General features: G+C 28.5%; 22 protein-coding genes and 2 tRNA genes. 11 read left to right on the top strand and 13 right to left on the bottom strand.

Annotation, left to right across the window (positions count from 1 at the left end; translation table 11 throughout):
- Positions 1-21 precede the first annotated feature (21 nt).
- Positions 22-720, bottom strand: a complete 699-nt coding sequence (locus H518_RS0103755; RefSeq protein ID WP_028887825.1) for an SIMPL domain-containing protein — start codon at positions 718-720, stop codon at positions 22-24.
- A 200-nt stretch (positions 721-920) separates the two neighbouring features.
- Here H518_RS0103755 and H518_RS0103750 point away from each other — a divergent pair, with 200 nt between their 5' ends.
- From H518_RS0103750 to H518_RS0103740, 3 genes are read left to right on the top strand one after another with little or no spacing between them, the layout of a single operon-like run.
- Complete coding sequence (locus tag H518_RS0103750) at positions 921-3107, top strand: tetratricopeptide repeat-containing sensor histidine kinase (protein ID WP_028887824.1); 2187 nt, start codon at positions 921-923, stop codon at positions 3105-3107.
- A 2-nt stretch (positions 3108-3109) separates the two neighbouring features.
- Positions 3110-3841 carry a LytR/AlgR family response regulator transcription factor gene (locus H518_RS0103745; RefSeq protein WP_028887823.1) on the top strand — a complete coding sequence of 244 codons (732 nt, stop codon included), beginning with the start codon at positions 3110-3112 and terminating at the stop codon, positions 3839-3841.
- 10 nt (positions 3842-3851) lie between these two features.
- Positions 3852-4367 carry a gamma carbonic anhydrase family protein gene (locus tag H518_RS0103740; RefSeq protein ID WP_028887822.1) on the top strand — a complete coding sequence of 172 codons (516 nt, stop codon included), beginning with the start codon at positions 3852-3854 and terminating at the stop codon, positions 4365-4367.
- Positions 4368-4694: 327 nt separating this feature from the next.
- Here H518_RS0103740 and H518_RS0103735 read toward each other — a convergent pair whose 3' ends face one another.
- Positions 4695-5147, bottom strand: coding sequence for a hypothetical protein (locus H518_RS0103735; protein WP_028887821.1), 453 nt, complete (start codon positions 5145-5147; stop codon positions 4695-4697).
- A gap of 144 nt (positions 5148-5291) precedes the next feature.
- Here H518_RS0103735 and H518_RS0103730 point away from each other — a divergent pair, with 144 nt between their 5' ends.
- Complete coding sequence (locus tag H518_RS0103730; protein ID WP_240472491.1) at positions 5292-6221, top strand: endonuclease/exonuclease/phosphatase family protein; 930 nt, start codon at positions 5292-5294, stop codon at positions 6219-6221.
- An 81-nt stretch (positions 6222-6302) separates the two neighbouring features.
- Here the strand turns inward: H518_RS0103730 and H518_RS0103725 are convergent.
- Positions 6303-6371 (bottom strand) — tRNA-Phe (locus tag H518_RS0103725).
- A gap of 61 nt (positions 6372-6432) precedes the next feature.
- Positions 6433-6505 (bottom strand) — tRNA-Phe (locus H518_RS0103720).
- 110 nt (positions 6506-6615) lie between these two features.
- Between H518_RS0103720 and H518_RS0103715 the strand changes: the two genes are divergently transcribed.
- The 7 genes from H518_RS0103715 to H518_RS0103685 all read left to right on the top strand — a co-directional run bounded on the left by H518_RS0103715 (position 6616) and on the right by H518_RS0103685 (position 14234).
- Positions 6616-7347 carry a type III pantothenate kinase gene (locus H518_RS0103715; protein ID WP_028887819.1) on the top strand — a complete coding sequence of 244 codons (732 nt, stop codon included), beginning with the start codon at positions 6616-6618 and terminating at the stop codon, positions 7345-7347.
- Positions 7340-8605: a hypothetical protein gene (locus H518_RS0103710; protein WP_028887818.1), complete on the top strand. Its 1266-nt coding sequence runs from the start codon at positions 7340-7342 to the stop codon at positions 8603-8605. The genes H518_RS0103715 and H518_RS0103710 overlap by 8 nt, the downstream gene beginning before the upstream one ends.
- A gap of 16 nt (positions 8606-8621) precedes the next feature.
- Positions 8622-9932, top strand: a complete 1311-nt coding sequence (locus H518_RS0103705; protein ID WP_028887817.1) for a tetratricopeptide repeat protein — start codon at positions 8622-8624, stop codon at positions 9930-9932.
- 9 nt (positions 9933-9941) lie between these two features.
- Positions 9942-10514, top strand: coding sequence for an LPS export ABC transporter periplasmic protein LptC (lptC, locus tag H518_RS0103700; protein ID WP_043706443.1), 573 nt, complete (start codon positions 9942-9944; stop codon positions 10512-10514).
- Entirely contained in the window at positions 10514-10711 is a 198-nt protein-coding gene (locus tag H518_RS0103695; protein WP_028887815.1) for a membrane protein, read from the top strand. Before lptC ends, H518_RS0103695 begins: the two co-directional genes overlap by 1 nt.
- Complete coding sequence (locus H518_RS0103690) at positions 10711-12003, top strand: hemolysin family protein (RefSeq protein ID WP_028887814.1); 1293 nt, start codon at positions 10711-10713, stop codon at positions 12001-12003. The genes H518_RS0103695 and H518_RS0103690 overlap by 1 nt, the downstream gene beginning before the upstream one ends.
- A gap of 113 nt (positions 12004-12116) precedes the next feature.
- Positions 12117-14234, top strand: a complete 2118-nt coding sequence (locus tag H518_RS0103685; RefSeq protein ID WP_028887813.1) for a peptidylprolyl isomerase — start codon at positions 12117-12119, stop codon at positions 14232-14234.
- A gap of 348 nt (positions 14235-14582) precedes the next feature.
- Here H518_RS0103685 and H518_RS0103680 read toward each other — a convergent pair whose 3' ends face one another.
- From H518_RS0103680 to H518_RS0103640, 9 genes are all read right to left on the bottom strand, one after another.
- Positions 14583-16130 (bottom strand): phospholipase D family protein, encoded by a 1548-nt coding sequence (locus tag H518_RS0103680; RefSeq protein WP_028887812.1) that lies wholly within the window; start codon positions 16128-16130, stop codon positions 14583-14585.
- An 82-nt stretch (positions 16131-16212) separates the two neighbouring features.
- A complete protein-coding gene (locus tag H518_RS0103675; protein WP_028887811.1) occupies positions 16213-16776 on the bottom strand; it encodes a hypothetical protein in 564 nt (187 codons plus the stop codon).
- Positions 16777-17236: 460 nt separating this feature from the next.
- A complete protein-coding gene (locus tag H518_RS0103670) occupies positions 17237-18190 on the bottom strand; it encodes a bifunctional helix-turn-helix transcriptional regulator/GNAT family N-acetyltransferase (RefSeq protein WP_028887810.1) in 954 nt (317 codons plus the stop codon).
- Between the two features lie 548 nt (positions 18191-18738).
- Positions 18739-19590 (bottom strand): hypothetical protein, encoded by an 852-nt coding sequence (locus H518_RS0103665; protein WP_028887809.1) that lies wholly within the window; start codon positions 19588-19590, stop codon positions 18739-18741.
- Between the two features lie 71 nt (positions 19591-19661).
- A complete protein-coding gene (locus H518_RS0103660; protein ID WP_028887808.1) occupies positions 19662-20162 on the bottom strand; it encodes a cupin domain-containing protein in 501 nt (166 codons plus the stop codon).
- Positions 20140-20313, bottom strand: coding sequence for a hypothetical protein (locus H518_RS21265; RefSeq protein ID WP_169720513.1), 174 nt, complete (start codon positions 20311-20313; stop codon positions 20140-20142). The genes H518_RS0103660 and H518_RS21265 overlap by 23 nt, the downstream gene beginning before the upstream one ends.
- Positions 20306-21748: a sodium:solute symporter gene (locus tag H518_RS0103650; protein ID WP_028887807.1), complete on the bottom strand. Its 1443-nt coding sequence runs from the start codon at positions 21746-21748 to the stop codon at positions 20306-20308. Before H518_RS0103650 ends, H518_RS21265 begins: the two co-directional genes overlap by 8 nt.
- A gap of 123 nt (positions 21749-21871) precedes the next feature.
- Positions 21872-22501, bottom strand: a complete 630-nt coding sequence (locus H518_RS0103645) for an NAD(P)H-dependent oxidoreductase (RefSeq protein ID WP_028887806.1) — start codon at positions 22499-22501, stop codon at positions 21872-21874.
- An 89-nt stretch (positions 22502-22590) separates the two neighbouring features.
- Positions 22591-23418, bottom strand: a complete 828-nt coding sequence (locus H518_RS0103640) for a peroxiredoxin family protein (RefSeq protein WP_028887805.1) — start codon at positions 23416-23418, stop codon at positions 22591-22593.
- Between the last annotated feature and the right edge of the window lie 24 nt (positions 23419-23442).

Here is a 23442-nt window from a genome sequence, read left to right as displayed (position 1 = left end):
GTTATTAATGTATTTAATGTTTTATTTTATTTCAAAAATGACATAGATAGAAGACGTTAGTTTAATGTTTTCAAACTGAACTATACCTTTGTTATATGATTTTGAAATACTGCTTTCGTATCTGTTAGGTGAATTATTTACGTAGTTTAATTGTGCGAAATTTTGTAAATCGTGGTTTGTTTCATTTACCTTTAAAGGCTTTCCTGTATTGGCATTTATTGCGTTTAATAAATAGTCAGCTTTTTCTTTTGCGGCTTTAATTGCTGCAATTCTATTTTTCTTTTTATAAAAATCTAACTTAGAATGTGTTGCTTTTGTGATACGGACATCTGTAATTTTAAGTTTTTCAAAAATTTTAAAAGCTTCTTTAAGTTTTTTTGGACTGGTTATTTTTAATGAGTATTTACCAGTAGATAATATTTCTTTTGTCCACCATCCTGTTTTAGCAATTACCGAGTTAATATCAGAAACAAATAAACATTCTTTAGGTATTCCAATAATCTCTAGCTCTTCTTTTAAGCAATCTTCTAATTTGTCTAATGTTGTTTTTTTTCCATTTTTAATGCTTTCTTTTAAAGAAATATCTAAATAGATTTCATCTGGACTTATCTCTAGTTCAACTTTTCCTGTAACTTCAATAAATGGAGTATTGTCTTTTATAGTTTGACCAAAAATTGTAGATGATAAAAATAGAATGATTATAATTTGTACTGCCTTCATATCTTGTTGTTTATGGTATCAAAACTACTACCAACTTTCTTTTTAAAAAATCAATAATGAGGAAACGGGTATGTTGAATGAGTAAAGTTGTTCGTAAAATGAGTGAGAGCTGTTTTTCAGTGTTTAATAGTTGTGATTTTTAAGAAGAGCTATTTTCTGAACTCATTTTTTGTATGTATGTTTACAGTAATAAATAAAATATGAACAAATTTTTAAAAATAGTATTAGCGGTATTTTTACTAGCCTTTTCTTCGGTTTTTTCTCAAGACTTTAAAGAAATGAATCAAGAATTTTCTGTGAAAGTAGAAGTTATTGATGATAATACGAGTCAACCAATTAAAGATGCACTTGTAGAGGTAAATGGTCGTGTTTTTAAGTTTTCTAATATAGATAGAAAGTATATAGTAAAAGCAAAAACAGGAAATCAGTTAGTAGTATCTCATGATGGTTTTGAGACTATTTTTTATACAATTAAAGACAATGAAGATGTTAAGGTTTTAGTACAAGACTTTACACAGAAGCGAGTATCTAAATTTAGCTCTTACCGTAAAAGGAAAAAAGATTCATACCCTAAATATTTAGATTCAGTAAAATTTTACAAGAAAAAAGACATCAATAAAAGTTTAGCAGCTATTGAAAAAATGCTATTAAACGCTTCATCTAAAAATAGAAGAGCTATTACTTACAAGGAGTTAGGTGATGTTTATTTTTATTGGAAACAATATGATTTGGCTGTTGAGAATTATAAAATTTCTTTAAAAGAAAATTCAACTTCAAGTGTTCGATTACTACTGGCTAAATCACAATTTTTATTAAAAAAGTACACTGAAAGTGAAGGTAGTTATCAAGAAAGTTTAAAAAGTAGGTTAAGTGATTACGAAAAATTAAAAGCATATGAAGGTTTGGGAGACGTGTTTATGGCTTTAAAAAGTTATAAAAAGGCTAAAGATAGTTACAGTAAAGCCTTAAAAATAGCAAAAAGTAATCAAGTAACCCCTAAGGTAACAGATTTAAATTCGAAGTTAGCACAGGTTTTTGCAGCACAAGGAAATGTTCAGAAAGCTGATGGGTATTTTAAAAACTCATTAAAATTAGCATCAAAAGAAAATCAAAAAAGGTCTTTAAAAGAACAACAAAAAGTAGCTGATTTTTATAATAAATCAGCAAGATATGATGAAGAAATAAAATTACGTAAAGAGAGTTTAGAAGAGGCTGATGATATTATTATGGAGGTTGATGAGAAAGAATCACTAGTAGATTCAATAACCTCTCAAAAGATTAATTATAAAATAGGAACAGCATATATTCAAAAAGAATCATATAGTGAAGCAATCCCTTTTTTAAAGAAGAGTATAAAGGATGCTAATAAAAATGAAGATTTAATTATTGAAAAAGATGCAACACGTAAACTTTCAGAAGTTTATGCTACTGTTGGAGATTATACAAAGGCGTTAGAAACATATCAAGATTTTGTGAAATTAGTAGATACATTGTATTCTAAAAAGGAACAAGAAATACAGCAAGTAAAACGTTTTGGGAAAAAAATATCAGAAAGTCAAAGTAGAATTACAAGTTTAGAAAAGGATAAACAATTAACAGATAGTAAAATAAGTTTAGCTTATAAAGACCAACAATTAATAAAAGAAAGTAACAAGCAGCAAAAAATTATTATTTATTCACTTATTGCAGGCTGTATATTAATGAGTTTTTTAGCTTATTTTATGTTTAGAACGAATAAACAACAAAAACTAGCTAATAATTTATTGGCGTTAAAATCGATGCGTTCGCAAATGAATCCACATTTTATTTTCAATGCTTTAAATTCAGTTAATAATTTTATAGCAGTTAATGATGAGCGTAGTGCTAATAGGTATTTGTCAGAATTTTCAGTTTTAATGAGGTCAGTATTAGAAAACTCAGATGAAGATTTTATTCCGCTAGTAAAAGAAATAGAATTACTAGAATTGTATGTTAAATTAGAACATAATCGATTTAAAGATAAGTTTGATTATAGTATATCTGTAGATGAGCAAATTAAATTAAATAGTTATTCCATACCACCTATGTTATTGCAACCATATATAGAAAATGCTATTTGGCATGGGCTTCGATATAAAAAGGAAAAAGGAAATTTAACTATTGCTATATCACAAAAAACAGCTGATTCAATTTTAATTAGCGTACAAGATGATGGAGTTGGGCGAAAGAAATCTTTAGAAATAAAAACAAAACACCAATTAAAACAAAAGTCGAAAGGAATGAGTACTATTCAAAATCGAATAGCTATTTTAAATAATATGTATAAAGAAAAAATAAAGGTTTCAGTTTCTGATGTTTTTGAAGACGGAAGCGGAACTAAAGTTGAACTTATTTTAAAGAAAAATTAATTATGAAGTTAAAAGCAATCATAATTGAAGATGAAGCTATTGGTAGAGACATTTTAAGAAATTATATATCAAAATACTGCCCTAATGTTCAATTGTTAGGAGAAGCAAGTAATATTGAAGAAGGACAAAAATTAATAGAAGAAAATGAATTAGATTTGGTTTTTTTAGATGTAGAAATGCCTTATGGAAGCGGATTTGATTTGTTGGAAAAAATAGAGAATCAAACATTTGAAACTATTTTTGTAACCGCTTATGATCATTATGCAATAGAAGCCTTAAATAACCAAGCAACTTATTATTTATTAAAACCAATTTCAATAGATGAATTAATAAAAGGAGTAAGTTTAGTAACAGAGATTAAGGAGAAAGAGAGCGAATTAGAAAATGTTGTTCTAACACCTAAAACTACTTCTAGTTTAAGTAAAATAACAATTCCGCAGCAAGACGGTTTTGAGGTTGTTACTGTAAGTGATATTCTTTTTTGTAAGGCTGATGATAATTATACCGAGATTTATTTTAAGAATACTAAAAAGTTGGTAAGTAAAACACTAAAACATTTTGAAGATCTTTTAAAAGAAAACTCTTTTGCTAGGGTTCATAAATCGTATTTAGTAAATGTAAACGAAGTAGTAAAATATAAAAAAGGAAAAGGAGGAAGCGTAATCTTATCAAACGGAAAAGAGGTGCTGGTTTCTTCTTCAAAAAAAGCAAACTTATTATCTTATTTTAAATAGCAATAAACAAATGAAAATTATAAAAACAGTAAACGGAAAATCACCGCAAATTCCAGGAGATTGTTATGTGGCAGAAAATGCAACAATCGTTGGAGATGTGCAAATGGGTAAAGAGTGTAGTGTTTGGTTTAATGCTGTCATAAGAGGTGATGTGCATTACATTAAAATGGGAGACAAGGTAAATATTCAAGATGGAGCAGTAATTCATGCAACTTATCAAAAATCACCAACTACAATAGGTAATAATGTATCTGTAGGGCATAATGCTATAGTTCATGGTTGTACGATACACGATAATGTTTTAGTAGGTATGGGAAGCATAATTATGGATGATTGTGTAATAGAATCAAATTCAATTATAGCTGCAGGAGCTGTAGTTTCTAAAAATACAGTTGTAAAAAGCGGAAGTGTTTACGCAGGTATCCCAGCTAAAAAAATAAAAGATGTTTCAAAAGAATTAATTTCAGGTGAAATAGATAGAATAGCTAATAATTACGTAAAATATTCTAGTTGGTTTAAAGAGTAATATCAATTCGGATATAAAATGATTGTAAATAAATACGTTTTAATTTTCGCTAGTTTAAGGCATAAAATTGAAACATAGCCTTAGCTATATTTCAATTTTATAACGAAGAAATAGTAGAAAAGTAAATGTGTTTCACCGATTATATTATGTCTGAATTGGTATAATAGTTGGGCGTTACCTTAACAGGTCGGGCTTTACATTATATCTTTTTTCGTGCCTCAAAAAGGATTTCACTTCAATCCCTAACGCAAATTTCATAATAATACATAGAAAACCTCAGTTTTGAAAATAAAACTGAGGTTTCAACCAAAATCAATCCATTACTATTTATTGTTTAGAATCTTTTTTGTGTTTTCTGTTTTTCATTCTTTTTTTAGCTTTATGTGTTTTTCGAGCGCTCATTTTTTCAAAACGTTCATATTGTTGTTTATTTAATACACGCTTCATCTCAGCTTTAAAAGCAATTTTGTTATCAAGTATTTTACTTTCCTTTTTAAAACGTTCGTCAGCTGATAATTTCATTCGCTTTTCACCGCTCTCTTTCATTGCTTTCCTTTTTTGGTGCATAATTTTACGTTGTGTAATTTTTTCTGCCAATAAAGGTTTTATTTCACGTTGTTGACTAGCGGTTAGGTCTAACTGTAAAGTCATTTTTTTAACTGCTAATTCTGTTTGTTGCTTTGCAGTTAATTTTTCTAATTTATTTCTTTTTCCTTTTTGTGCCTGAGTTGCTGCTGTAAAACTAACTGCTAAAATTAATACTGCTATTATTTTTTTCATTTTTATAAGATTTAAGTTTTTATTTATACATCTATGACTATGCTTATTTAAAAAAGTTTAAATTTGAAAGTGATTTTAACACTTTTTTAATTCTTTATGAAAAATATAATCAACTTTATATTAAAGTTACTAGTCTTGATTCTAGTGGTATCTTCAATCTTTTTTTTCTGGGCATCATCTCCAACAATGGATGAAGAAGAGTATGCTAAGTTGATAGAAAACGAGAACTATACAAATGTAGATAATGATTCGATATATAGTGTTGTTACTTATAATGTTGGTTATTTAAGCGGAATGACAAATAACTTACCAGTAGCAAAATCAAAAAAACTATTTGATGGTAATTTAAAGAAAGTAAAAGATGAGCTTAAAAAGCTAAAAACAGATATTATTGCTTTTCAGGAGATTGATTATAATGCATCAAGATCATATGAGGTAAACCAGGAAAAAGAATTTATGAAATTGGGGTACAATTATGCGGCAAGAGGTGTAAATTGGGATGAGCGATATGTGCCATTTCCTTATTGGCCACCAAGTATGCATTTCGGAAAAATTATATCGGGCCAATCAATAATAAGTAAATATAAATTAAAAGATTACGAACGTATTGTTTTAGAAAGAGTTCCTGATAATCCTTTTTATAGAGACGCACTGTATTTAGAACGCTTATTACAGGTTGTTAAAGTTGTATTAGAGGGAAAAGAAGTGGTTTTGATAAACATCCATTTAGAAGCTTTTGATAAGGCTACACGTGCACGTCAGTTTGAGTATGTTGTAAGTGTTTTTAATAAATACAAAAATAAATACCCAACAATATTATTAGGTGATTTTAATTCAAAGGCAAGAGACAAAAATGCTGTTGTTCAAAAACTACTAAAAATGGATGGAGTAGGAAATGCAGCTTTTAACATTGATAATCCAGAAAATACCTTTGATACAAAAGATTTATATGAACGAATAGATTATATTTTTTATACTAAAAAATCAATTGAGTATGTAAATGGACAAGTGTTAAACGACTTTGGTCAAACTTCGGATCATTTACCTATAGAAATGCAATTCAAATTAAAGTAAATAACAAAAACTCATTACTAAGTAATGAGTTTTTTATTATATAAAACAAAAAAACCTGAACAGATGTTCAGGTTTTTGCGGTGGTGCCTCCAGGAATCGAACCAGGGACACAAGGATTTTCAGTCCTTTGCTCTACCAACTGAGCTAAGGTTTGTTGTTTATTGATGCTTATTTAAAGTAACAAATAGAACTATTATTAATAGTTTTATTGTGGTGCCTCCAGGAATCGAACCAGGGACACAAGGATTTTCAGTCCTTTGCTCTACCAACTGAGCTAAGGCACCAGTTTGTGCTTATTTTAAATTGGATTCAAATATACAATGGATTTTTAATTATACAAAACATTTTTATTAAAAAAATGTAACGTAAATTTGAAATCTTAAGAAATATAGATATGAATTTAATTATCGATGTAGGTAATACTAGAGTTAAGGTAGCTGTTTTTGAATTGAATACAATTAAAGATGTTTTCACTTTTAAGAGGTTAGAAATTATACCAGAATTAAAAAAAATAATGAATAATTTTTCTGTTTCGGCTTCTATTATCTCTTCTGTGGTAACTTTTTCAGATAAAACACAACAAGAACTAGTTCATTTATTAAATCCAGTATTCCTAAATAGTGAAACTAAAGTTCCTTTTAATAATTTGTACGAATCACCAAAAACATTAGGAGTTGATAGAATTGCATTGATTTCGGCAGCAATAACAAAATACCCAAATAAAAATGTTTTAGTTATTGATGCAGGTACTTGTATGACTTTCGACTTTGTTAATAAAGAAAAAGAGTACTTGGGGGGAGCAATATCACCTGGTATAGTAATGAGATATAAAGCATTAAATAGCTTTACATCAAAATTACCATTGCTAGAAACAAAAGAAATTACTAATTTTATCGGGGTTAACACAAATACATCAATACACTCTGGTGTTATAAACGGTGTGTGTAATGAAATAACGGGGGTTATTAGTCAATATAAGTCTAAGTATAAGTATTTAACAATAGTTTTAACAGGTGGAGACACATATTTCTTGGCTAAACAATTAAAAAGTGGCATATTTGCCCATCCAAATTTTGTTTTGGAAGGATTACATACAGTTTTGACATACAATTTAGCGAATGATTAAGAAGTTTATATTAGGAGTATTTGTATTTAGTACAATAGCAATAACAGCACAAAAAAATAGTGCATCACCTTATTCTTATTTTGGAATTGGAGAAAATTTCGAATCTTTAACCGTAGAACAAGCTTCTATGGGAGGTATTGGTGTCGCTTTAAAAGATACATATCATTTAAATTTTACAAACCCTGCAGCAAATGCAAACTTAAGAACAGCAACTTATGCTATTGGGGGAAGTTTAAATTTTCTAACTCTTAAAGAAGGGAATACTTCTCAATCAGGTAAGTCAACAAATTTGCGTTATATATCTTTAGGATTTCCTATAGGTAGCAAGGCAGGTTTATCAGTAGGGTTACAACCATTCTCATCAGTAGGTTATTCTTTGTTAGATAACGAAAACACAAGTAATATTACTTTATTTAGTGGAGTAGGAGGAACTAATAAGATATATGCTAGTTTTGGTATGTATGCAGCTAAAGGGCTTTCTTTAGGTGTAGAAGCTGGTTTTGTTTTTGGTAATTTAGAAAACAGTGTTTTAAATCAAAGAACTAATGTTGTTTTGGCTACTAAGCACGAGGAGTCTATTAATATTAGAGGAGGTCAATTTAAATTAGGAGCACAATATAATAGAGAGTTAAAAAACAAATTACAGTTACATACAGGAGCTTCAATTACTTTACAAAGTGATTTTTCTGCAAAAGGAAACGAAAAAATGTATTCATTATCAATATCAACAGGAAATGAAGTTCCAAGAGATGAATTATTTAACAGAACAGTTAATGGGGATATAAATATGCCTGTTAAAAGTATTTTCGGTTTTGGTTTAGGAAAAGAAAATAAATGGTATGTAGGAGTTAATCAGCAATTTCAAAGTGCATTAAGCACAAATAATTCACTAATTTCTAATGGAGGAACCTACAAATATGATGATTCAAGTAAATTTTCAATAGGAGGTTATTATCTTCCGAAGATGAATTCTATATCAAGTTATTGGGATAGAGTTACTTATAGAGCTGGTTTGCGTTTTGAAGATACAGGACTACTAGTAAAGGCTGGTAATGATTTTACTAAAGTTAAAGACTTTGGCATAAATGTTGGATTAGGATTGCCATTGCCAAGACAATTATCGAATGTAAATATTGGATTTGAATACGGGCAAAAAGGAACAACCAATAATAGTTTAGTAAAAGAAAACTATTTTAATATTAGAATGAGTTTATCTTTAAATGATATTAAGTGGTTTGTAAAAACAAGAATAGATTAATAAAAACTGAGACAAAATGAAGAAAATTACTTACATATTAACAGGACTATTTTTGTTTGTAGCTGTCGTGGGGGCAAGTGCACAAGCAAGTCAAGAATGTAACATAAAATATAATCTTTTTAAAGGAGATGCCAATACAGGTAAATCTGAAGAGGCTAAAGTAAATTTAGAATACTTACTTCAAAACTGCCCTAAGTTGTCAGTTAATATCTATAAAATTGGAGCAAAAGTAGCTGGTAAGTTAAAAGATCCTGTTTTAGCAAAAAAAATATATGAAACTAGATTAGTAAATTTCCCTGCAAAAGGAATTGCAAAAGCACATAGTGATTATGCAACTTACTTAATAAAAAATAAATTAGCAACAGACGCTGAAATTTCTGTAATCTTAAAAAAGGCATATGATATTTCTCCTAAAGATATGGGAGTGAAAAATATCTTTAGATACTTTAAAGTTATAACTGAAGAAAATAAAGATACGAATCCTCAAAAAGTATTTGATACTTATGATGATGTAATGGAATCGGTTCAAGAAAAGTTAGATGATTATAGTAAAAAAATAACTTTATTGCAGGAAAAAGATTCTTTAGGTACAATAGGTGCAAAAGAAAAGAGAAGGTTAAGAGGATATACAATTAATTCTTCTGCATTAGGTCAGGTAGAAGGAGGTTTGGATGCGATGATTTCTAAAATAGCAACTTGTGAAAGGTTAATACCAATTTATACTAGAGATTTTGAAGCAAATAAAACAGATGGTGTTTGGTTAAAAAGAGCAGTATCTAGAATGTACAACAAGGGTTGTCAAACTGATCCTTTATTTGAGAAATTAGCAAATTCTTATGCTGAAACAACTCAATCAGCCGATGCTTATAACTTCTTAGCTGGAGTATTAGCTAAAAACGGAGATAAAAGAGGTGCTGCAGAAATGAAGAAAAAAGCATTTAATTTAGAAACTGATCCATTTAAAAAGGCAAAGTACAAATTAAGAGAAGCTCAAAATGCTAGAGGAAGTAGAGCGAGAGCTTTAGCTTATGAAGCATTAAGATATAATCCTAACATGGGTAAAGCGTATTTATTTATAGCAAGTTTATATCAAAAGAGTGCAAACTCTTGTGGTAGTGATGAATTTGAAAAAAGAATGGTATACGTAGCAGCTTTAAATAAAGCTTTAAAAGCTAAAAAAGTAGATCCAGGTTGTGGAGCAGGAAGATATATTTCTAGTTATAGAAAAAATATGCCATCGAAAAAATTAATTTTTCAAAAAGGTGTTACTTCAGGAGCATCTCATAAAGTAGGATGTTGGATAGGAGAAACTGTTCGTATTCCTTAAAAATATCGAATGAAACAATTTTCAATAAATATATATAATAGCATTGCTACCATTTGTATGGTGGCAATGCTTTTTTCTTGTACTAATTCTAAAAAAGAAGTGCGAGATTTTCTAGCAGATAAAAATTTGCCTTTAGGAACAGCTAAAAATATTTATCATATTAAAAAAGATTCAGGTAGGGTAGTGTCAAAAACAAAAGCGCCTATTTTTTACGATTTTTCTAATCGTAATGAACATCCATATAACGAATTCCCAAAAGGAATTAAGATTGTCTCAATAGATAAAACAGGAAAAGATTCTACTACAGTTAGTGGTAATTATGCATTAACATACCATAAAACTAAAGTTTCTGAGATTAGAGGAAATGTGGTTATCTTTAATCACAGCGAAAAAACAAAATTAGAAACCAACCAATTATTTTGGGACCAGAAAGAACATTATTTTTTTACTGAAGATGGTTTTAGATTAAGTACACCTAATGGTGTTATTAATGGTTTTGGTTTTGAATCAAAAGAGAATTTAAAGAAATGGATTGCTAAAGATATAACAGGAGATATAGAAACTAAAGCAGACGGATTATAATGAATACATTTTGGAAATATTTACAATACGGATACCTTGTGATTGGGGTTATTTTTTTTATTGAAGGAATTCTTAGATGGAATTCTGATAGGCAAGAAGCATTTATTATGTTTGGATTTGCTATCTTTATTAGTTTAATATTCTTTTTTAAACGACACTTTAGAAGAAAAGTAGAAAAAAGAAATCAGCAACGTTAATGCAATCTGAAATTATCATAATTTTTGTTTCTATATTATTTTCAGCCTTCTTTTCAGGTATGGAAATAGCTTTTGTTTCTGCAAATAAACTTCACATTGAGTTAGAAAAAAAAAGAGAAGGATTCTTACCTAAAATTTTAGCGATACTCACCGAAAAGTCATCTAAATTTATCACTACGATGTTAGTTGGTAATAATGTTGCACTGGTAGTATACAGTTATTTTATGGGGCAATTATTAATGAATTCATTTCAAACAATATTACCAACAAATATTACAGTAGTAAATTACCTATTAGATGATTTAAGTTTGTTAACACAAACAGTATTATCAACACTTATAATATTAGTAACTGCTGAGTTTCTTCCAAAAACAATATTTAGAATTTATGCAAACGAAACACTAAAAATTTTTGTTGTTCCTGCATATATTTTTTATCTGTTATTTTATGGAATAACATGGGTTATTACTAAAATTTCAAACTTTTTTCTGTTTCTTTTTTTTAGAATAAAAGAAGACGAAACTAAAACAGAATTCAGTAAAGAAGAATTAGGTAATTATATTTTACAACAGTTAGGTGGTGGTAATGAGGAAGATACAGTGGATTCTGAAATTCAAATTTTTCAAAATGCTTTAGAGTTTCATAAAGTAAAAGCAAGAGAAATTATGGTGCCTCGTACTGAAATTGTAGCGATTGATTTACACGAATCTGTTAATAGTCTTAAAGAAAAGTTTATAGGAACAGGATTGTCTAAAATATTAGTATATAAAAATTCTTTAGATGATATTTTAGGATATGTAAACTCTTTTGAATTATTTAAAAAACCTAAAACAATTAAATCAATATTATTACCTGTAGAGTTTGTTCCGGAATCGATGATTATAAACGATGTTTTAAATAGTTTAATCAAAAAAAGAAAAAGCATTGCTTTAGTTGTTGATGAGTATGGTGGTACTTCAGGTATTGTTACTGTTGAGGATATTGTTGAAGAATTGTTTGGTGAGATTGAAGATGAACATGATAATCAAGAATTATTAGAAGAAAAAATAAATGATCAAGAGTTTAATTTCTCTGCACGATTAGAAGTAGATTATTTAAACGAAGAGTATGATTTAAATATACCAAAAGAAGAAGCTTACGAAACTTTAGGAGGTTTTATTATTAATCATACTGAGACAATTCCTGCTCAAAATGAAGTTTTAATGATTGATAAATTTCAAATTGAAATATTAAAAGTAAGTGCCACAAAAATCGATGATCTTCACTTTAGAGTCGTTACCAAAGAAGAATAAAACGCGTTTTGTTCTAAAATAAAGTAAATTACCTTAAAAACAGCCTTGAAAAATATTGCATTATTTAATGTGAAATTGTATTTTCGCACACTGTTAATAAAATAAAAAAACGTATGGCAATTTTATCGAAGATTAGAGAACGTTCAATGTTCTTAATTCTTGTAATTGGTTTAGCACTTTTTGCTTTTGTATTAGACCCTTCTACAATATCAGATTTTTTTAGTGCAAGTAAAGTAAATGAAATTGGTGAAGTAAACGGAGAAACAATCTCTCGTCAAGAATTTGCTGAAGCTTTAGACGCGTATAAAGCACAAACAGGTAGTAGTGTTTCTGAAATGCAAGCAGCAAAAACTGTTTGGAACAATTTAATTAGGCAGAGAATTTATAAAACGCAATTAGAAGAATCTGGGATCACTGTAGGTGACGCTGATATTATGAATGCGTTATATGAATCTCCATCTTTACAAGGTGATGCAAGATTTCAATCTTCTGGTCTTTTCGATAAAAATAAGCTTAAAGCACATTTAGCTACTATTAAAGAAGTAAATGGAGAAGAATGGAAGGCTTGGCAAAACTATATGAATTCGTTAAAGAATAATATAGAAAAAACTACCTATGATAATTTAGTAGCGTCTGGTTTAGGAGCTTCTTTAAAAGAAGGTGAAGCACAGTATTTAAATGAGAATACGAAAGTAAATGCTAAATTTGTATACGTACCATACACATCAATAGCAGATAGCGCTGTTGTGATAAAAAATAGTGATGTTAAAAATTACATTAATAATCACAAACAAGATTTTCAAGTAGAAGCATCAAGAGATATTAACTTTGTAAAGTTTGATATTAAGGCAACTATTGAAGATGAAATGGCAATTAAAGCTGAAGTTGCAAAATTAATTGAAGATTCTGTTACTTCTGGTAATGTATCGGTAAAAGGATTAAAAAATGCAACGGATTATGCTGAGTTTTTAGGAGAAAATGATTCTGATGTTGCTTTAGATCAAAGCATTAAATTTAAATCGCAAGTACCACAGGTAATTGCTGAAGAAATATTTAGTGGTAAAGAAGGTGATGTTTTCGGACCTTATAAGGATGCTGATCAATTTAAGTTATCTAAAATTACTGAGGTTAGTCAGTTACCAGACTCGGCTCAATCACGCCACATTTTAATTCCTTTCTTAGGAGCATCTAGTGCGACTGCTACAGTGACTCAAACTGAAGCTGAAGCAAAAAGTACTGCTGATAGTTTATTAACTGTTTTAAAAGCTGATAATTCTAAATTTGCAGCACTAGTAAAAGAATTTTCTTCAGATAAAGGATCTGTTGAAAAAGAAGGTTTTTACGACTGGTTTGGTTATAATAGAATGGTACCTGCATTTAGAGATTTTGTATTTGAAGGTAAAAAAGGAGATTTAGGAGTTGTTAAAACTCAATTCGGATTTCATGTTATTAAAATTGAAGACCAAAAGAATTTTCAACCAGTTGTAAAATTAGTAACATTTGGTCGTAAGATAGAAGCTTCAGAAGCAACAGAAAATACAGTGTTTCAAAATGCTGAAACATTTGCTTTAGCTTTAGCAAATGGTAAGAGTTTTGATGCAGTAGTAAAAGATGAAAAATTAACTTCTCAACCTGCAATAGGTTTAAAATCGTTAGATGAAACAGTGCCAGGTATTGGTAAAGAAAGAGAAATTATTACTTGGTCTTTTGGTAAAGATATAAACAAAGGAGCTTCTAAGCGTTTTGATGTTGAAGGAGGATATGTTGTAGCTGTTTTAACAGGTAAAACTGAAAAAGGTTTAATGCCAGTTGAAAAAGCAGTAGCAGGAGTTCGACCTATTTTAGTGAACGAAAAGAAAGCTAAAATGATTGAAGCTAAAATTAGCGGTGCTACTTTAGCAGAAATAGCAAAATCAGTAAGCCAAACAGTAAGAAATGCAGCAGCAGTTAATTTAAATTCACCTTTATTATCTGGTGTTGGTAACGAGCCGAAAGTAATCGGAGCAATGTTAAATTCAAAAGAAAAAGCTGTAGTTAAAAATGTTGTAGGAGATAAAGGAGTATTTGCTTTTGAAGTATCATCAAAAGAATTACCAACAGCTTTACCTAATTATGATAGCTTTAGAAAACGTTTAGTAAACGAAAGAAAAAATAAAACATATCAAATGTATGAGGCTGTTAAAAAAGCTTCAAATATTGAAGATAATATGAAATCTTTTTACGGAATTTAATAATTATCTAAATTATAAAATAAAGAAACCGAACGACATCCGTTCGGTTTTTTTATGCTTTAATTTTAGGTGAAATTAATGTCTATAGGTTTTTAGTTGTGTTTTAATGTGGTTATTCTTTGTAAGAATAGGTGTATAATAAGCAATAATAGAAATTCTTTATGTTTATAACTTGTTCTGTATGCTATGCCATTTCTAATTTAAAATAATCGTAATAAAGCACCAGTTTTCCCTTTCTATTTTAGAATAAAAAGAAACCATAGATAGTAAGGATATTCTTTAGTTTTATTATGCATAGAAAGAAAAAATATCATTTTATTTCACAGTGATTTCAAACAAGAACTGGTATTATAATATTTCTTTAGGAAGTATTTTTCTTGTCCAGGTTTTTAAACGTTTATATTTATTCACTTCAGCGTCTGGATTAAAATTTAAAGTTGTTTCCCATGAATTTTCAGGTTTAAACTCTATTTCCATGCCTTTTAGTACACCTTTAGAAACTTTACTAGAATTTACTACAACAATACATTCAGTATTTAAATTAGCACTCCTAGGATCTAAATTAAATGTACCAATAACGGTTGTTTGTTCATCGATAACCATAGACTTTGCATGAAGACCAAATGTAGGTTTGTGATCTAGTTTTTCTTGTAACTCACCCGTCATTATTTTTGTGCGTTCTGCAGCGTCTGGACGGAATTCAAATATTCGAACACCACTTTTTAGTAGTTTTTCTCTATCTGTTTGATAACTGCTAAAAGCTTCTACATTATCTGTTGAAGCCAAACTATTAGTAAGAATTCTAATTTTCACACCTCTATCTACAGCTTCTTTAAATAGGTTCTGAGCTAATTTAGTGGTAATTAAATAGGGTGTTTGTATATCTATAGTTGATTTGGCTTTTTTAACTAAATCAATTAAAGCCGTTGTAGAGATTCCACCACCTCCTAAACCATGTTTTCCATCATTTTTACCAGGATTATCAGAAATAAATTTTACATCATCTAACCATGTTAATTTTCCTGAATTTTTAATATCAGCAAACGTAGCAGGTAAATTTTTTATCCTTTTTCTTATTTGTGGCCAAAAATTAGCTGGGTTACAGGCATACTCATGTAAGTTGTCGAATCTATCTTTCAATAAAACATTTTTAGGTTTTTCTTCTATTATGTTAGTAACCTTTTTACTTAAAGGGCTATTCCAAAATTGTTCAAATGATTTATTGACTTTTTCTGATTCTTTACCTATTAATAAAATATCACGATCTCTAAAATTGTATTCATGATCATAATCAAAATATTCATCAGCAATATTACGACCACCTGTAATTACAACCTTACCGTCAACTACAAATGTTTTATTATGCATACGTTGATTTGCAGACCTAAAATCTGTTGCAAATTTATGAACCTTGTCAAAAATATTCTTTCCTAAATTCACACCTGGATTATATACTTTTACTGTGATATTTTTATGAGAATTAAAGGTTAATATGTCTTGAATGTCAGAATCAACCATAATGTCATCAACAATGATTCTTATTTTAACCCCACGATCAGCAGCTTTTATTAAGTAATCACAAGCAATAAGTCCTACATTATCGGTTGAGAAAATAAAGTATTGAATATCTATACTTTTTTCAGCATATTCAGTTAACCATGCTCTAGCAACCATAGATCCGCTACCGTCTTCTAAAATATATACACCCGTTTTTGTTTGCATAAGCTTTTCAAACTCCTTTAATTCTTTAGAAAGAGTAATACTTTCATCTCGATGAATATTCGAGCAAAAGTTAGTTTTAGGTGTTGTTTTTTTTGCTTGACTACAAGCTGTAAATAAAAGTATAGTAATGATATAATAATACCTTAATCTAAAAAAATCTTTAAATTGAATCATCTTTTAATCGCTATTTTTTTATAAAAGTATTAAAAAACAACAACATATATTACACAAAAATAATTTAGATTATATATTAGATTTAGTATTTGATAACCGAATCTAAAGAATATTCATTATCATTAGGTATAATATATTCATTACCCCGTTTTTTAACAGCTTCGTAATTATTTAATGAAATATCTATCCAATAATCATCACCTAAAAGGTTGAAAAAATAACGATTATCTATATGTTTTTGAAAAAAAGCGTGTATTTCTGATTTGTGTTTATACTTAACAGTACCATCTAATGAATCAAGATATTTTGTATTTATTCGCTTTTTTTTAAGATAACGTATGTAGGTTGTATCATTCTTAAAAACAAGTTGTTTTGGTTCTGCTGTTCCGCCATTCCAATTAATATCTCCTGGTTTTATTGATACTTTATAAGAAAAATGATGTGATGTTCCGTAATTATGTTTACTAAAAATACCTATAGATGTGGTTTCCTTATTTGTTTTTTCGATAATTAAACGTTTTCCGTTTGGTAATAGATTACTGGTTTTATCAATTGTTTTTTCAGTAGTATTGTTACAAGAATTTAATAAATAACTAATTGTTAGTAATAAGAGAAGTTTGTTTTTCTTTTGAAATTCTGGAATCATTTTACGTAATATATTGTTACAGGTAAAAATTAAATTAAGTCAACCTGTTTGATATTTTAGAACTTAAAGATAAGAGTAATCTTTCTTTATTTGATAATTTGATTGCCTTTTTACTGTAATTCTTGTATATAAATGTTCGTTTTTAAGCTTATAATCGAATGATAATAAATTAACAAGGCAGTATGATCACAGTTTTTTTGTGTTGCTAAAATATACTATGATTATAAATAAACTCAAAAACTTTATAAAGTAATATTTTTAATATAGATTTAATTTTCTTTGTTTAATTCCTTCGAAAAAAACTCTCGATTTGTACTTTATTTATTAATTTTAATACATCAGAATTGGTTAGTTAATGAAACATTAATAAATGATTTAACGGTCTGTCTCAAAAACTAGTGTAAATAGAAATAATATTTAGATTCAGTCAACTAAATAACTTGCCTTTTGAGCGTCATAATTACTTTAGTTTTAATTCCATTTGAATATTGCATCTTTCGTATGGTGTGTAATGACCAATAACTTTTTTAAATTCCAGTTTTTTATATAATGAAATAGCAGGTTTTAAGATTGTATTACTCTCTAGGTATATATATGAAGCGTTTAATTTTTTTGCTTTTTCAATTATATTTTTGCCTAGTAGGTAACCAACACCTTTGCCTTGAGCTTTTGGAGAAACTGCCATTTTAGCAAGCTCATAATCATATTTACTATCTTGCATTTTTAGTAAGGCACAAACCCCTAGAATAACTTCATTTTGAATAGCAACGATTATTTTCCCTCCGTTATCCAAAATATATTCTTTAGGATTGCCTAATGCTTTTCTGTCTGCATCTTCTAATTTAAAATATTTAGTAATCCATTCTTCGTTAAGTTCTTGAAAAGCTGTAAGATGTTCTGGTAAATAGTCTAGAATTTCAATGGTTGTAGATTCTCTTGTTTTTTTTTGTTCAAGAACTCTTGTAAAAAGAGTCTTTTCTTTTAATAGATATTCAAATTCCTGAATAGCTAACCAAAGATTGTGGGTCGTTAGCTCTAGTGTGTTTTTTATTGCGTTTTCAACGTCGATATATTGTTCTTGTATTTTTGCTGATATTTCTGATCCTTTTTGGGTTAAAAGAATATTGTTTATTCGACGATCAGATTTATCTTTTTCTTCTATGACTAATCCTTCTTTTGACATTTCTCGGATAATTTTAATGACAGATGGGTGTGAATGCCCGATTTCATTCGCTATTGAAGTAATTGATTTTGCTTCATTTTGATTAGATAAAAAATAAAAAACAGGAAACCATTTAGGTTTAAGTGCTATATCATAAAGGGTATATATATTTTCAGCATCTCCTGTAACTTTATCACTTAAAGCTCTTAATCTACTTCCTATTGCCATTTCACCAATTTTATCAAAATCCATTTTAAATATGTTTTTAAATACGTAACTAGTTACGAATATATGTAAAATATTTATTTTTTAATTTTAATTTCTGAAATTTAGTAGGCAAAGTATTCATTTGTTAAATAACAAGGGATAATAAAGAAGTTAAATTTGGAGTAAGAACTGGTGATTAGTTTTAATGCTTTATGGCTAAAAAAGGTTGTTTTGTTTGATAGATAAAGGCTACAGAAGGCAATGAAATTAGTATTGTGTTTTTTGTAAAAGGCAAAAGAAAGCACTAGTTATTGTACTTTCTTTGCCTATCCTTTTTTTTTATACGGTTACATTGTAATTAGCAGATGTAAATCGGAGGAACACTATCATTAGTTTAATCGCTGAAAATTTGCCTTTCTTTAAGCATAAACTCTTTTTATTAAAAAATTGAAGTGTTAATTTCGAGAATATATTATCTATTTCAGTATCATTAAATGCAAGATATCTAGTAAAATGTTTTTTATTTGATCTTTCATTTTTGTTGAACTTTATGACTGCTGTTTTTATTTTTTTTTATAATGAAGCTAGCGAAGTTATTCCTTTTCGATACGTTGGTTAGAATATTTTGGCGCTACCCATTTTTTATAAATAAAAAATTCGATTAGTGGCAGACAGATAATAATGAGTAGTAAAATTAACTGAAACAAAACCAAAGATTTATATTGGTCGTATAGTAAATAATCAAACCATTTTATTAATTTATCTTTTATTCCTTGTTCAATGTCTTTATATCCTACATTTAATAAGAAATCCATTCCTGTGCTAAATTCCTCATATGACAATGACTTATTAATAGTAACATGAGTTTTTGACTCAGCGAGATTAAGCATTCCGTAGATCGCTATTTTATAAATATCATTTCCATATTTATCAATTAGAAAGGCAGCTATTTTGTTTTTATTATCATCGATAACAGAATATCCTGTGTTATATGCTGTTGTTGTTATTTTTAAAGATTCTATAAGGGCATTGGAATCATCTTTGGCTTCTATTGCTGATTGCTGTAATTTAAGAATAAAATCATTTTTACTTTTTTCTGATTCAAAAGATAGTTTAAGAAGACTATTATAAATGCTAGATGTGATAGTTTTATTTTCTTTTTTCAAAACCTTGTATATGCCAGTAATAAAACCAATATGCCCAAAAATAAATAGAAAACTAATTATCAGTATAGGGATGTAAAGCTTTACTGCCCAATTATAATATTTTGGTTTTCTTTTTAAAACCTTCTTTTTTTGTAGAGCGATAATGTAAAAAAGCGATAAAAAGAAGCCAAGAAGTAAAAAGATAGTGGTGTTAAAAATTAAGGTACCTGTGTGAGGTAGCACAATATCTTTAATAATATTCCAAAGGAAACTCCATTCTATTTTGTTAAAATACTCCATTAATTTTGATTAATTACTGATGCCTTTTACACACTAAATTTTTAATGACAGTAAAAGATTGGTATAAAAACTTAATGATGTGTAAGTTTTGTAATAATTGCTGTATGTTGAGGGAAAAGAGCTATTAATTCTTTTCTTTTAGGTAATACAAAATCCTTAAAATCAAAACCCGGAGCTACGGTGCAACCCGTAAAGGCATAAGAATTCTCTTTTATAATTTCCGCAGCAAACCAATAAGTTGCAGGTACTACAAATTGTGGAATTTCATTGTTTTCTATGTCGTTACCAATAAGAACAAAAGAATAGTCTCCGTTTGGCGAAATCATATGTAGTTTTAAAGTACTACCATTATAAAAATGCCAAATCTCGTCTTGGTTTATTTTATGAAAAGCAGAAAATTTATCAGAAGTTAATAAAAAGTAAATAGAAGTACTGTAGTTTCTATTTCCTTCAAAATTAGGAGTTAAGTTTTCATTTTCAATGATTCCCTCACTTCTATAAGTTTCTTTATAAAAACCGCCTTCAGGATGTTCTATTAAATCGAATTTATTAATTATTGCTTGTACTGTCATTTTCTTTTTGTTCATTCATTTTTTTAACAAGCGCTTTTAAACGCTCTTTGTTTTGTTGTTTTTCAAGTTTTACCTTGTTTTCTTTCTGTTTCATTAAACGAGTATGCTTCGCTTTATTAGCAGTGTTTTTTGCTTTTCCTTTTTTAGGCATTTTTATGTTGTTTTATAGCTAATAACCCTAAGAAAGTAAGTAGTCCGTTAAGAACCAAAACAAAGAATCCAAAATCGAAATTTAATTGCGTTTTACTAAAAAGACTTATTAAGTAGGTGAAAATAGGAGAGATTATGCAAATTATCGGAACTAAATTATCTTTAACTTTAAATTTGGTAAACAATCCGAAGGCATATAAACCTAATAAAGGACCATAGGTGTAACCTGCAAATTGAAATATTTTAGCAATTACACTGGCATCTGCAATAAAATATTTAAAAACTAAAATAGTAGCTATTAGTACGAATGAAAATAGAATATGTATTTTCTTACGAATCTTCTCTTTTTCTTGATCATCTTCTTTCTTGTCAATTTCTAAAATATCAATACTAAACGAAGTTGTTAATGACGTTAAAGCACTATCAGCGCTTGAGTATGCTGCTGCAATTAAACCTAATAAGAAAAATAATGAAGTAACCAATCCTAAATTACCACTCATAGCTATCATAGGAAATAGTTGATCTTTGTGAGCAGCAATACCATTTATAGTAGCGTAATCGGTTAATAAAATACCTAAGGCTAAAAAGAAGAAGTTTACGATTACTAAAACAATAGTAAACCAAAACATGTTTTTTTGAGCGTCTTTTAAATTACGACAAGTTAAGTTTTTTTGCATCATATCTTGATCTAAACCAGTCATTACAATGGCTATAAATGCTCCAGATAAGAATCGATTCCAAAAATAATTCCCAGCTTTCCAATCCTCAAAAAAGAATATTTTAGATAGTTTATTATCTGATATATAAGAAAACAAGCTATCAATTTGCATTTCATCTTTAATCATAACAATACATACACCAACTGCAATTAACATAAATAAAGTTTGCAAAGTATCTGTCCAAACAATTGTTTTTATACCACCTTTAAAAGTATATAACCATATTAAAAGAATAGTGATGGTAACGGTTGCCCAAAACGGAATTCCGTATGCATCAAACAGTATTAATTGTAACACATTGGCAACTAAAAATAAACGAAAAGCAGCTCCTATAGTTCTAGATAATAAAAAGAAAGCAGCTCCGGTTTTATACGAAAATCTACCAAAACGATCTTCTAAGTAAGTATAAATTGATGTAAGGTTTAATCGATAGTAAAGAGGCAGTAAAATTAATCCGATTACTGCATATCCAACAACATAACCCAACACCATTTGCATGTAGCTCATCTGTTGCCCTTCTACCCAACCAGGCACCGAAATAAAGGTAACTCCAGATAATGAAGCGCCAATCATACCAAAGGCAACTAAATACCAAGGAGAAGAGTTGTCAGCTTTAAAAAAGGTGTTGTTGTTTGCTGATTTACCAGTGATGTAAGAAATAAGAATTAATACACCAAAATAGGCAAGAATAAGTAGTAGTATATATAGTGGTTGCATACAGTTTAATTATGAATTACGAATGTACTAATTTGTAATTATAAATTAAATGTAATAAGTTTAATAAATGTCAGTTTGAGCTGAGTTGAGATTTTTTTACGCTGCTCAAACTGACAAAGAGTATTAAAATTCAATAATAACTTCTTCCGTTTTTTTACGAACTTTTATTAAATCTTTCATATAGTCATCTTCAGCTCTAAAACCAACAGGTAATACTAAAACAGATGTTAAGTTATGTTGATCTAATTCTAAAATTTCATCATATTTTTCAGGAACAAATCCTTCCATAGGGCACGAATCTATTTGTTCGTTTGCAGCAACTGTCATTAAATTACCTAAAGCGATATATGCTTGGTTTTTATTCCAAACCTTTAATTCTTCAGACGATTTACTTCCGATAGACGAAGTAAGCATTTCTTTAAAAGGATTTAAAATTTCATCAGCAGTATTTCTAGTAGCTTTTACTAATGAGAAATAATTATCAACATCTTTTGTACCGTATTCTTTAGGTATACATAACACTAATACATGTGAAGCTTGTAATACTTGTGGTTGATTCCAAGAATGTTCAACTAATTTTTGTTGAATTTCTTTATTCTTAATTACCAGCATTTTAACAGGTTGCAATCCGTAAGAAGTAGCCGTTAAATTAAAAGCTTCTTTTAGTGTATTTATTTGTGTTTCTGAGAGTGATTTATTTTCGTCGAATTTTTTAACAGCATAACGCCATTGTAAACTTTCTATACTATTCATTTTATTATTATATTATTTATAAAGCAAAACTACAATTGCTTTTAAGAAAAATTAATGTTTAACTATTTTAAAAACTTATGGTAATAAATTTAATTGTTATAGTTGTCTATAACTTTAATGAAAGTCTCTGGTTCTGGTCGTACTCGGTAATTATCGGTTAAATCAGCAAAAATAATTTTATTGTTTTTATCGGTAATAAGAACAGTTGGTAAAATAACATCAGCTTCATAACCAAAAACTTGAAAACCTGCGGGTAATCCGTTTTTATGAAGAATACCAAGTTGTTTCGCAACAATGTTATCGTTGTCTACTAAAAAATGAAAAGGAACTTTATGTTTTTTTGCCAAATTTTCAGTGAATTTGTGAGGTTGAGAACTTATTAAAACCATATTGGTATTTCTTTTTTCTAATTCCTTATACTGATTTACAACTTCTTGTATTTGAGCCATGCAAAGCGGACACCAATTACCGCGGTAAAAAATGAATATATTAAAATCTCCAGATAAATTATCTATTGAGATATCTTCTTCTTGGTTATTCTTAAGAGTAAAATTAGGAAGTGTTTTTCCTAGATCTAAAATTGAAGTATTTCTAAAATTAAAAGAAGAGTACCAAGTTAAATAAGCTAACCAGCCTAAAGTTAAAATTACTGCTATAAGAAGCGATTTTTGTTCGAAATTAAAAAGATTTAAAGCAAAACCGATAACAATAAAGGTTGAGTAGAATTGTAAATTTTTCGTTGTTCTAGCTACTGGTTTTATAAATAACATTGAAAAGAAAACAATAACAGTAAGAGATAAAATTAAGAGTCCTATTTCATTGATATTAAAATCAATATTTATAATTGTTTTTATAAAAATAATTAAAGAAAAAACGGGAAATCCGCTGATAAAAAGTGATTTGTAAATATTTTTCATATCTTGATAGTCGTAAAATAATTG

The sequence above is a fragment of the Tenacibaculum ovolyticum DSM 18103 genome, from assembly GCF_000430545.1.
GTDB lineage: Bacteria > Bacteroidota > Bacteroidia > Flavobacteriales > Flavobacteriaceae > Polaribacter > Polaribacter ovolyticus.
This window is presented reverse-complemented; position numbering and strand designations above follow the sequence as displayed.